This is a genomic window from Campylobacter sp. LH-2024 (assembly GCF_048270605.1).
In the GTDB taxonomy this organism is placed as follows: Bacteria; Campylobacterota; Campylobacteria; order Campylobacterales; family Campylobacteraceae; genus Campylobacter_D; species Campylobacter_D molothri.
Genome location: NZ_CP168139.1, coordinates 342,460 through 352,999, shown reverse-complemented (window position 1 = coordinate 352,999; position 10,540 = coordinate 342,460). Strand labels below are relative to the sequence as shown.

Below are 10,540 nucleotides of genomic sequence, written 5' to 3'. Positions count from 1 at the left end.
TGAGAATGGATACAAAATTTTTAAAAATTCAAGCAGATACTTTAAGATTTTTAAGCGCAGATATGATCGAAAAGGCAAATTCTGGTCACCCTGGTGCACCTTTAGGTTTAGCTGATATTTTAAGTGTTTTAAGCTATCATTTAAAGCATAATCCTAAAAATCCAAACTGGCTAAATCGCGATAGATTAATTTTTTCAGGGGGTCACGCAAGTGCTTTAATCTATAGTTTTTTACATTTAAGTGGTTATGACTTAAGTTTAGATGATTTAAAAAAATTCAGACAACTTCATTCTAAAACCCCTGGTCATCCAGAAATCACAACACCAGGTATTGAAATTGCAACAGGTCCATTAGGACAAGGTGTAGCCAATGCTGTTGGATTTGCTATGGCTGCTAAAAAAGCTCAAAAAATGTTAGGAAATGATTTAATTGATCATAAAGTATATTGTCTTTGCGGTGATGGGGATTTACAAGAAGGAATTTCTTATGAAGCTTGTTCTTTAGCAGGACTTCATAAACTTGATAATTTAATACTTATTTATGATAGCAATAATATCTCTATAGAAGGAGATGTAGGTCTTGCATTCAATGAAGATGTTGCTTTACGTTTTAAATCTCAAGGCTTTGAAGTTCAAAATATTGATGGGCACAATTTTGAAGAAATCAACAAAGCTCTAGAAAAAGCAAAAAATTCTAAACAGCCAAGTCTTATTATTGCAAAAACAACTATTGCTAAAGGTGCTGGAAAGCTAGAAGGAAGTCACAAAAGCCATGGTGCACCTTTGGGAGAAGATATCATTAAAGAAGCTAAAGAAAAAATGGGTTTTGATAAGAATTTAACCTTTCAAATTCCATTAGAAGCAAAAATTCGCTTTGAAAGTGCTATAGAAATTGGAGATTTAGAAGAAGCAAAATGGAAAGAAAAACTTAAAAATTCAAATAAAAAAGAACTCTTAGAAAAACTTTTACAACCTGATTTTAGCAAAATACAATATCCTGATTTTAAAGGCAAGGACCTTGCTACAAGAGATAGCAATGGAGAAATTTTAAATATCTTAGCCAAAAATTTAGAAGGATTTTTAGGTGGAAGTGCTGATTTAGGCCCTTCAAATAAAACCGAACTCCATAATATGGGAGACTTTGTAGAAGGAAAAAATATCCATTTTGGTATAAGAGAACATGCAATGGTAGCAATTAATAATGCCTTTGCTCGTTATGGCTTATTTTTACCATTTTCGGCAACCTTTTTTATTTTTAGTGAATATTTAAAACCTGCTGCTAGAATTGCTGCTTTGATGAAAATAAAACACTTTTTTATTTTTACTCACGATAGCATTGGAGTTGGAGAAGATGGTCCTACTCACCAACCTATTGAACAATTAAGCACTTTTCGAGCTATGCCTGATTTCTTAACCTTTAGACCTGCTGATGGGGTTGAAAATGTTAAAGCTTGGAAAATAGCTTTAAATAAACAAATGCCAAGTGCTTTTGTGCTTTCACGTCAAAAACTTAAAGCTTTAAGTGAACCTGTTTTTGGAGATGTTGAAAATGGAGCTTATTTATTAAAAGAAAATGACAATCCTAAATTCACTTTACTTTCTAGCGGTAGCGAAGTTTCGCTTTGTTTAGATGTTGCCAATGAGCTTGCAAAACAAAATATTACTTGTAATGTTGCTTCAATGCCTTGTTTTGAACTCTTCAATCAGCAAGAAAATGACTATAAAAAAAGAATTTTACAAGGTGAAGTTATAGGAGTTGAAGCAGCAAATTCTAATGAGCTTTATAAATTTTGCCACAGAGTTTATGGCATAGAAAGTTTTGGAGAAAGTGGAAAAGATAAGGATGTATTTGAACATTTTGGTTTTAGCGTTTCTAAACTTTTAAATTTTATAATTAATCAATAAAAATGAATGCAAATTTCAAATTTCAAAAAGATAAGATATTGATTTTTGGAATTTGGAATAAAACAAGTATTACAAAATTAAAAACTCACGATTTTTTATCTAAAATTTCAAATACACAGTGTGTTTTTGATTTTAGCGATCTAGAAGAAATTGATATGGCTGGAGTAAGATTCTTTCTTGCTTTAGAATTTGACCTTAAAAAAAATAATATCTCTGTATTAAAACAGGGATTAAATTCTCGCTTTGAAAAGCTATTTCAACTTTGTGAAAAAAATTATCAAAGAATAGAGAATAATATAAAGCAAAACTCATTTGATTTTAAAAAAATATTTATATCCTTAGGAATTCTTAGTATTAATTTTCTTATAATTTTAAAAGATTTTATCAATTTTATAGGTGCTTTTTTTGTCGCTCTTATATTATGTTTTAAAAATCCTAAAAATTTTCGTTTTGTATCTTTTTTGTATCATATAGAAAATTCGGCATTTAACGCTTTACCTATTGTTATTCTCACTGCAATGCTAATTGGAATCGTTCTTGCTTATCAAGCAGCTTATCAATTAGCACAATTTGGAGCTAATATTTTTATTGTTGATCTAATAGGAATTTCAGCCACAAGAGAACTCGCTCCTTTAATTACAGCTATTATAATAGCTGGAAGAAGTGCGAGTTCTTATACAGCTCAAATTGGAGTTATGAAAATAACAGATGAAATTGCTGCAATGAATACAATGGGATTTAGATCTTTTGATTTTATTATCATTCCTCGCGTTATGGCTTTAATTATCTCCATGCCTTTGATAGTTGCCTTAAGTGATGCCGTAAGTATTTTAGGTGGAATGATAATAGCAAAAATAAACCTTGATATTTCTTTTTCAGAATTTATAAGACGCTTTAAAGAAGCAGTAGAATTAAAACAAATCATTATAGGTCTTGCAAAAGCTCCAATGTTTGGTTTTTTAATTGGCGCGATTGCTTGTTTTAATGGCTTTAAAGTAAAAAATACTACACAAAGCATAGGAATTTATACCACAAAAAGTGTTGTAAGTACTATTTTTTGGGTAATAGCATTTGATGCTTTATTTTCAATTATTTTAACTATGGCTGGAATTTAATGATTATTAAGGCACGCAATATCATAACTAAATTTGATCAAAAAATAATCCACAATAATATAAATTTTGAAGTTAAAAAAAATGAAATTTTTGGTATTTTAGGTGGAAGCGGAAGCGGTAAATCTGTTTTATTAAAACAAATGTTGCTTTTAGAACATTTTGATGAAGGAGAATATGAAATTTTAGGATTTAAACTTAAAAATATAAGTGAAAAAAATGCTCTAAATTTACAAAAACAATGGGGAGTAGTTTTTCAATTTGCTGCTCTTTTTAGTTTTTTAAATGTTTATGAAAATATAGCCATTCCTTTGAAAGAATATACTCAACTAGATGAAAATTCTATCAAAGAATTAGTTTTTATGAAACTTAAAATGGTTGGATTAAATGAAAATGTTTTAAAGCAATTTCCAAGCCAATTAAGCGGAGGTATGCAAAAAAGAGTAGCTATTGCAAGAGCACTAGCCTTGGATAGCAAATTGCTTTTTCTTGATGAACCTACTTCAGGATTAGATCCACATAGTAGCCGAGAATTTGATGAACTTATTTTAGAATTACAACAAATTTTTAATCTTAGTATTGTGTTAGTAACTCATGATAAAGATAGCATGAAAACTTTACTAGATCGCTTTATCATTTTAGAAAATACTCAAGTAGGTTTTTATGGAACTTATGAAGATCTTAAAATGCAAAATGAAAAACTTTTTAAAAAATTTATGGAGTAAAAGTGGAAAATAGAGTTAATTATTTTTTTGTAGGAATTTTTATATTTGGATTATTTTTTGCTAGTTTGGTATTTATACTTTGGCTTGGTGGATACTCCAAAAAAGAAAGTTTTAAATACTATGAAATTTATACGCAAGAATCTGTAGCAGGACTTGGAATCAAAGCACCTGTAAGACTTTTAGGTGTAGAAGTAGGAAGTGTAGAAAAAATAAGTATAGAAGAACGAGATAATTTAGGGGTTAAAATTTTAATTAAAGTGAAAAAAAATACTCCTATTAAACAAGATACATACGCGACTTTACAACTTCAAGGAATCACTGGGCTTAAATTTATACAACTTCAAGGAGGAAGTAAAGAAAGTCCAGAACTTATTAATCACAATAAAAAGCTCCCTGTAATTCAATTTAAAGAAAGCTTTTTAGCTACTATAGACAAGCAAAGTGAACATATTTTTTCTTTGGTTAAAACGGCTGATTTAAAAACTAAAGAACTTTTAAACGAACAAAATTTAAAAAATTTAGGACTCATTTTAAATAATTTAGCTCAAATAAGTTCCCATCTTAACAAAAACTCACAAAAAATGAGTCAAAATATTACAGATGCTAGTTTCAAATTGGGACAGATGGCGGATAATATAAGTTTTACTGCTAAAAATTTTAATGAAATTTTAAAGAGCGTCAAAGAAGCAACAATTGCTTTGAATTCTTTTGTTAAAAAAGCTGATTCAAAAATAGATTCTTATGATGATTTAAAACAAAATATTGATCAAAATTTAGAACTTCTCAATAAAGTATTATTAGAAAGTGATATTTTAATAAAAAATTTACAAAGAAGTCCTTCTGATATTTTATTCAAACAAGAAAAACCTCAACTAGGGCCTGGAGAAAGATAATGAAAAAATATTTGTATATACTTATTTTAAGTTTTATTTTTTATGGATGTTCTATAAATAATCAAATTGATAAAACCCAAATGTTTATTTTAAAAAACGATGAAATCTCATCTAATATCTCCTTTAAAAAAACAAACAAGATTTTAAAAATTAGAAATGCTTATTTACCCCTATATCTTAATTCAAAATCAATCATATATACAAAAAACAATATAAGCAATACTTATGCTTATCATTTCTGGGCAGATTTGCCTAGCAATTTTTACAAATCTTTTCTTTTATCAAAACTAGAGAAAACTAAAATATTTAAGACTGTTATTTCATCACAAAGTTCATTAAATGCTGATTATGTTCTTGAAAGTAGAATTGATTCTTTTGAACAAATTATTGATTTAAAACAAAACTATACACAAATTACTGTAAGTGTTAATCTTATAGATGTTAAAAAAAATGAAATTATTGCTCATCAATTTTTTAATTGTAAAGAAAATATTAATCAAAATAATATTTCAAATATTTATCAATCTTTTGAAAAAAATTTAAATTCTTTAACTAAAGATATTATTTTATGGATCAATTCCAACATTGATTGAAAGTAGGAACACTTTTTGCTTTTAAAAAAATAGCAATATTTTTTTGAAAGGCAAAAAATGAAAAATGAATTAGATATATTAAAAAAATACTTAGGGGAAGTTGAGGCAATAGGAGAATTTAAAGCAAATCAAATTTGCTCACAAATAAACGATGCAAATGATTTTATTGGTGCCTTACAAGTATTAGAGCTTACTCTTAAAAAAATTGAACAAAGTATCACTCAAAGACTCGATGATCAAATTGATAATTTACAAAAACGTACCTTAGATGCAACTACTTCGCAACTTATTCAAAATTGTTCTTTTATGGGAACTGCCCTTTTTGGAAATATTTTTAATGTTTATGTTGGCAAAAAACTTTTTGAATTTGAAATTTCAAATCCTCTTTTAATCTTAGAAAAAGCTGGATATGAAGGTGTTTTAGCTTATACTCAAGATAAAAGAGATGAGATAAAAAACATTTTAGCTGATCTTGCTAATGCAATTATCATGGGTCAAAATATAGACAATGCTGGAATGTATGACTCAAGTATGGATTTTAAAAATCTTTTTAGATAATCATTTTATAAAACAGAAAGAATATCTGCTCGTCCATTAATAATTGCAACACAATGCTCATAATGTGCAGTGTTTAACTCATCAACACTGCCAGCATCCCATTTTCCATTAAAATGTTTTGGAGTTCCATCATTTTGGCATATCATAGGCTCTATACAAAAAACCATTCCGTTTTTTATCTTAGGCCCACTTTTGGCATTAGCCCCTTTTTCTAAATAATTTAAAATTTCAGGTTCTCCATGGGGTTTTCGACCTATCCCATGCCCACAATATCCACGCAATGGAACAAAACCTCTTGAAGCGATAAATTCACCCAAAGCAGCTGAAAGTTCTTTAAAACGCATTCCATCTTTAATAATATCAATTGCATAATATAAAGCATCTTTAGCACAAGCAATTAAAGCTTCATCTTTGGAAGAAATTTTGCCAATAGCAATAGTTCTAGCAGCATCCCCATAATATCCATCAAGCATTGTGCCAACATCTATACCTAAAATATCACCTTCTTTAAGAATTTTATCATCAGGAATTCCATGAATGCAAACTTGATTTAAAGAAGTGCAAATTGCACCTGGAAAGCCATAAAGTCCTTTAAAAGAAGGTTTAGCGCCCAAACTTAATATATATTCTTCTGCCATTTGATCAATTTGTTTTAAACTCATTCCAATTTTTATTTCTTTTTCTAAAAAATCCAAAGTTTTTGCGACAATTTGATTTGCGTTTCTAAGTTTTTCTATTTCCGAAGGTTTTTTCAATTCTATCATTATCTATCCTTATAAATTTAACCAAATTTTAGCAGTATTTTTTAAAGATTGCACATCGCTTGAAGCATAAAAATGCAAAAAAGCTTTATCTTTTTTATAAATCAGTTTTTGTTTTTCTTTTAAAAAATCAACTATAGCATCACCTGAATGTATTAATTTTGTATTTTGACCGAAATAACTACTCAAAGGCTTCATTAAAAAAGGAAAATGGGTGCAAGCAAGAATTAAAGCATCTGGAGTTTGAACTTTTTCAAAATAATATTTCATAGCACTTTTTAAAAATTCTCCCTCAAAAATACCCTCTTCGACCATAGGAACAAAAAGTCCAGTTGCTAAAGCTTTTATCTGAGTAAAACCTTGTTCACTTAAACGCTTTTGATACTCTTGTGATTGAATAGTTGCTTTTGTTGCAATCACTAAAATTTTTTCATTCTTATTTTTTAATGCTTTTTTTGTTGCCTCAACTCCAGCTTCTATCACTCCATATATTGGAATATTAGCGTTTTGACGTAATATATCCAAAGCATAAGCACTTGCGGTATTGCAAGCAATAATAAGCATATCAATTTGAAATTTTTTAAAAAAATCTAAAGCCTCTAAACAAAATTTTATAATCGTATCTTTATCTTTTACCCCATAAGGAACTCTTGCAGTATCTCCATAATAAACTATTTCATCAAAAAAATTTGCTTCATAAAGAGATTTTAAAACACTAAGGCCGCCAATTCCACTATCAAAAACTCCGATTTTCATTTTATATATCTTCTAGCACCTATATAACGTGATTTCCAATAAGAATTACTCAAACTAGCTTCCTTAACTCCTCCTTTAGAAGAAAGATGAATAAAATTACCCTTATTCATATAAATTCCTACATGCATACCATTAGGACCTCTACCTGTCCTAAAGAAAACTAAATCTCCAGTCTTTAAATGAGATTTAGAAACTTTTATACCTGAATTTAGCTGAGTTACAGTTGTTCTTGGAATTTTTGTATTAAATTTTAATAAAGCTTTTTGTGTAAATGCTGAACAATCAGCGCCTCTTTTAGTATTTCCTCCTAAAACATAAGGAGTTTTTCTCCATTCATAGGCGATAGATTTAAGTTTAGATTCTGCATTTGAATAATGATTGTTTGATTTTCCCATAAAAGTAAAGTTAGGATAAAAACTACAACCTGTGATGAAAAATAAAGCTAAAAAAATAAAAAAAAGTTGCCTCATTTATTTCTCCTTTTTTTAAGCACGATTTGCAAAAAATCTAAGATAAATAAATCCCCAAATTCCAGAACAAAATGAGGCAATTAAAATGGCAAGATTATCTGCATAATGAAATATATCGCTTACCTCATAGGCTAAACCATCAATAAATAAACTCATAGTAAAGCCTATACCAGTTAAGATACAAACTCCATAGAGTTGTCTTAAATTTGCTCCTTGAGGCAAATGAGCTAATTTAAATTTTATAGCAAAATAAGAAAAAATAAAAACCCCTAATTGTTTTCCTATAAAAAGTCCAAAAAATATTCCTATACTTACTCCAGAAAACATCGCTTTTAAATCTATATTTGATAAATTCACTCCTGCATTCGCAAAAGCAAATAAAGGTAAAATAACAAAAGTAAGCCAAAATTTCAAACCTTCATAAATATCTTCTAAAAAAGGTTTACCTTCTTTAGTAGACATAGGAATAAAAAAAGCTGTGATGATTCCTGCTAAAGTAGCATGCACTCCGCTTTTTAAAACACTGATCCAAAGAATCAATGAACAAATAAAATAAAAAGATTTTCTCGTAATGCTAAAAATATTAAGCATAAGCATTATAAAAATAACAATTGCGGCAATAATAAAAGCAAAAATAGAAAGTTTAGTGGTATAAAAAATTGCAATAATTAAAATAGCCCCCACATCATCAAAAATAGCTAAAGAAAGTAAAAAAATTTTTAAACTTGATGGAATATATTTACCACACATCATCAATATTGCTAAAGCAAAAGCTGTATCTGTAGCTGTTGGAATGGCCCAACCCTTAAGAGTATACATATCGCCTAAATTAACTAAAGTAAAAAATAAAGCAGGGATTAATATACCCCCTACAGCTGCTATAAAAGGCAATACTATATTTTTAGGGTTTTTAAAATCTCCATGTAAAAATTCTTTCTTAAGTTCAAGACCTATTGCAAAGAAAAAAATCGAAATGAGCCCATCATTTACCCAAAGTAAAAAAGGCTTATTAAGCTGAAATTCACCAACACTAAATCCCACTTTTAAATTAAGAAGGCTACGATAATGTTCGCTAAAAAATCCATTTTGTATTAATAAAGCAAGTAAAGTAGAAATAATTAATAAAATTCCCCCAAAAGCCTCACTTAAAACTAAAGTTTTTAATTTATGAAATACACCATTCATTTGATTATCTTAAGGTATATAAAACCGATTAAGGCACTAATTAAACTCGCCAGTAAAATAGCTAATTTATCAGCATGTTCAAAAATATCGCTATTCCTATAGGCTAAACCATCAATAAATAAACTCATAGTAAAGCCTATACCAGTTAAAATACAAACTCCATAAAATTTAGAATATTTTATATCTTCTGGAAGTTTTGCGAGCTTTAATTTGATAGCAAGATAACAAAAAGAAAAAACTCCTAATTGTTTGCCTAAAAATAAACCTAGCATAATCCCAAGACTCACAGGCGAAAATAAAGCACTCGCATCCATATCTTTAACATCAACTCCCGCATTCGCAAAAGCAAATAAAGGTAAAATAAAATAAACCACCCAAGGATTTAAATCCTTTAAAACTTTATGTAAATATGGTTGTTTATCAGATGTATCTAAAGGTATAAATAAGGCTATAATTACCCCTGCTAAAGTAGCATGCACTCCGCTTTTCAGCATGGCTACCCACAAAATCACTCCAATTAAAACATATAAAGATAAGTGTGTAAAATGAAGATAATTTAACACAAATAAAACCAAAATACATAAAAAACAGATTACAATAGCTAAAAATGAAAGTTGATCAGTATAAAATAATGCAATAATAATAATTGCACCTAAATCATCAAAAATAGCTAAAGAAAGTAAAAATAATTTTAAACTCGATGGAATTTTATTTCCCAAAAGCATTAAAATCCCGACTGCAAATGCAATATCTGTAGCCGTTGGAATAGCCCAACCTTGCATAGCAAAATCATGAGAATGATTAATTAAAGTAAAAATTAAAGCTGGAAGGATCATACCCCCTAAAGCTCCAAATAAAGGTAGAGAAACTGATTTTATATTTTTAAGCTGCCCACGTAAAATTTCATATTTTAACTCAAGTCCAATACAAAGAAAAAATATTGCAATCAATCCATCATTAATCCAAAGCTCTAAAGGCTTTGCGATTTTAAAATCCTCAAAACCAATTGTTAAATTTGCATGAAATAACTCTGCGTAATAAAAACCAAAAGAAGAATTTTTAAATAATAATGCTAAAAGAGTGAAGAATATAAGCAAAATTCCAGGAAAAGTTTCACTTAAAATTATTTTTTTAATCGTATGCATCTATAACCCATCCTAGAATCAAAAAATTATTTTTATTATGATTATAGCTAAAAAATACTAAAGAAATAATTATTTATGAATAAATTTATTAGGATACAAATTTGCATCCTAATTGTCAGATATTAAGCATAAATATCTAAACCACCAGAGCTCGAAGCTTTTGGAGCGGAGGCTTCAGAGACATTCTCCATACCTTCAATAAGCTTACTCATTAATGTTTCATTTGTATCCATAGATTTTTTTAATACTGAAGTATTAACTGCTGTTAATAAGTTTGCATTACTCATGGTTGCATCTGAAATCATAACGCCCTCCTTATTTTAATTTAGTCTTAATTAGCAAAGACATTTAAATAATATCGGAAATATTTTAAAAAATTTAATAGCATTTTTTAGAATCTTTTGAAAATTAAAAATTTAAATTTTCATTGTAAATTAT

Annotated in this window: 12 protein-coding genes; 6 read left to right on the top strand and 6 right to left on the bottom strand. The window is 28.4% G+C overall.

Features of this window, described 5'->3' with window-relative positions; translation table 11 throughout:
- Nucleotides 1–5 precede the first annotated feature (5 nt).
- The 6 genes from tkt to ACD570_RS01865 are packed head-to-tail and all read left to right on the top strand — an operon-like array spanning nucleotide 6 to nucleotide 5,785.
- Nucleotides 6–1,904: a transketolase gene (gene tkt / locus ACD570_RS01890; RefSeq protein WP_337204916.1), complete on the top strand. Its 1,899-nt coding sequence runs from the start codon at nucleotides 6–8 to the stop codon at nucleotides 1,902–1,904.
- A 2-nt stretch (nucleotides 1,905–1,906) separates the two neighbouring features.
- Nucleotides 1,907–3,019: an ABC transporter permease gene (locus ACD570_RS01885; RefSeq protein WP_200282490.1), complete on the top strand. Its 1,113-nt coding sequence runs from the start codon at nucleotides 1,907–1,909 to the stop codon at nucleotides 3,017–3,019.
- A complete protein-coding gene (locus tag ACD570_RS01880; RefSeq protein ID WP_200282492.1) occupies nucleotides 3,019–3,741 on the top strand; it encodes an ABC transporter ATP-binding protein in 723 nt (240 codons plus the stop codon). Before ACD570_RS01885 ends, ACD570_RS01880 begins: the two co-directional genes overlap by 1 nt.
- A 2-nt stretch (nucleotides 3,742–3,743) precedes the next feature.
- Nucleotides 3,744–4,634, top strand: a complete 891-nt coding sequence (locus ACD570_RS01875) for an MlaD family protein (protein WP_337207013.1) — start codon at nucleotides 3,744–3,746, stop codon at nucleotides 4,632–4,634.
- Nucleotides 4,634–5,227, top strand: coding sequence for an ABC-type transport auxiliary lipoprotein family protein (locus ACD570_RS01870; RefSeq protein ID WP_337206821.1), 594 nt, complete (start codon nucleotides 4,634–4,636; stop codon nucleotides 5,225–5,227). The genes ACD570_RS01875 and ACD570_RS01870 overlap by 1 nt, the downstream gene beginning before the upstream one ends.
- Before the next feature lie 57 nt (nucleotides 5,228–5,284).
- Nucleotides 5,285–5,785, top strand: coding sequence for a flagellar FLiS export co-chaperone (locus ACD570_RS01865; RefSeq protein ID WP_417904342.1), 501 nt, complete (start codon nucleotides 5,285–5,287; stop codon nucleotides 5,783–5,785).
- 5 nt (nucleotides 5,786–5,790) lie between these two features.
- Here the strand turns inward: ACD570_RS01865 and map are convergent, their stop codons facing one another.
- The 6 genes from map to ACD570_RS01835 all read right to left on the bottom strand — a co-directional run bounded on the left by map (nucleotide 5,791) and on the right by ACD570_RS01835 (nucleotide 10,407).
- The gene (gene map / locus ACD570_RS01860) at nucleotides 5,791–6,549 is read right to left on the bottom strand and encodes a type I methionyl aminopeptidase (RefSeq protein WP_239820153.1); all 759 of its coding nucleotides are present in this window, start codon (nucleotides 6,547–6,549) and stop codon (nucleotides 5,791–5,793) included.
- Between the two features lie 9 nt (nucleotides 6,550–6,558).
- The gene (gene murI, locus ACD570_RS01855) at nucleotides 6,559–7,302 is read right to left on the bottom strand and encodes a glutamate racemase (RefSeq protein ID WP_200282504.1); all 744 of its coding nucleotides are present in this window, start codon (nucleotides 7,300–7,302) and stop codon (nucleotides 6,559–6,561) included.
- Nucleotides 7,299–7,772 carry a C40 family peptidase gene (locus ACD570_RS01850; protein WP_239820154.1) on the bottom strand — a complete coding sequence of 158 codons (474 nt, stop codon included), beginning with the start codon at nucleotides 7,770–7,772 and terminating at the stop codon, nucleotides 7,299–7,301. Before ACD570_RS01850 ends, murI begins: the two co-directional genes overlap by 4 nt.
- A gap of 15 nt (nucleotides 7,773–7,787) precedes the next feature.
- Complete coding sequence (gene nhaA, locus ACD570_RS01845; protein WP_417904341.1) at nucleotides 7,788–8,957, bottom strand: Na+/H+ antiporter NhaA; 1,170 nt, start codon at nucleotides 8,955–8,957, stop codon at nucleotides 7,788–7,790.
- Nucleotides 8,954–10,102: a Na+/H+ antiporter NhaA gene (nhaA, locus tag ACD570_RS01840; RefSeq protein ID WP_200282512.1), complete on the bottom strand. Its 1,149-nt coding sequence runs from the start codon at nucleotides 10,100–10,102 to the stop codon at nucleotides 8,954–8,956. Before nhaA (ACD570_RS01840) ends, nhaA (ACD570_RS01845) begins: the two co-directional genes overlap by 4 nt.
- Nucleotides 10,103–10,224: 122 nt before the next feature.
- A complete protein-coding gene (locus ACD570_RS01835; protein ID WP_200282515.1) occupies nucleotides 10,225–10,407 on the bottom strand; it encodes a YjfB family protein in 183 nt (60 codons plus the stop codon).
- Between the last annotated feature and the right edge of the window lie 133 nt (nucleotides 10,408–10,540).

Coding starts and splice junctions, on each gene's coding strand:
- tkt (WP_337204916.1), top strand. CDS start 6: ATGGATACAAAATTTTTAAAAATTCAAGCAGATACTTTAAGATTTTTA.
- ACD570_RS01885 (WP_200282490.1), top strand. CDS start 1,907: ATGAATGCAAATTTCAAATTTCAAAAAGATAAGATATTGATTTTTGGA.
- ACD570_RS01880 (WP_200282492.1), top strand. CDS start 3,019: ATGATTATTAAGGCACGCAATATCATAACTAAATTTGATCAAAAAATA.
- ACD570_RS01870 (WP_337206821.1), top strand. CDS start 4,634: ATGAAAAAATATTTGTATATACTTATTTTAAGTTTTATTTTTTATGGA.
- ACD570_RS01865 (WP_417904342.1), top strand. CDS start 5,285: ATGAAAAATGAATTAGATATATTAAAAAAATACTTAGGGGAAGTTGAG.
- map (WP_239820153.1), bottom strand. CDS start 6,549: ATGATAGAATTGAAAAAACCTTCGGAAATAGAAAAACTTAGAAACGCA.
- murI (WP_200282504.1), bottom strand. CDS start 7,302: ATGAAAATCGGAGTTTTTGATAGTGGAATTGGCGGCCTTAGTGTTTTA.
- ACD570_RS01850 (WP_239820154.1), bottom strand. CDS start 7,772: ATGAGGCAACTTTTTTTTATTTTTTTAGCTTTATTTTTCATCACAGGT.
- nhaA (WP_417904341.1), bottom strand. CDS start 8,957: ATGAATGGTGTATTTCATAAATTAAAAACTTTAGTTTTAAGTGAGGCT.
- nhaA (WP_200282512.1), bottom strand. CDS start 10,102: ATGCATACGATTAAAAAAATAATTTTAAGTGAAACTTTTCCTGGAATT.
- ACD570_RS01835 (WP_200282515.1), bottom strand. CDS start 10,407: ATGATTTCAGATGCAACCATGAGTAATGCAAACTTATTAACAGCAGTT.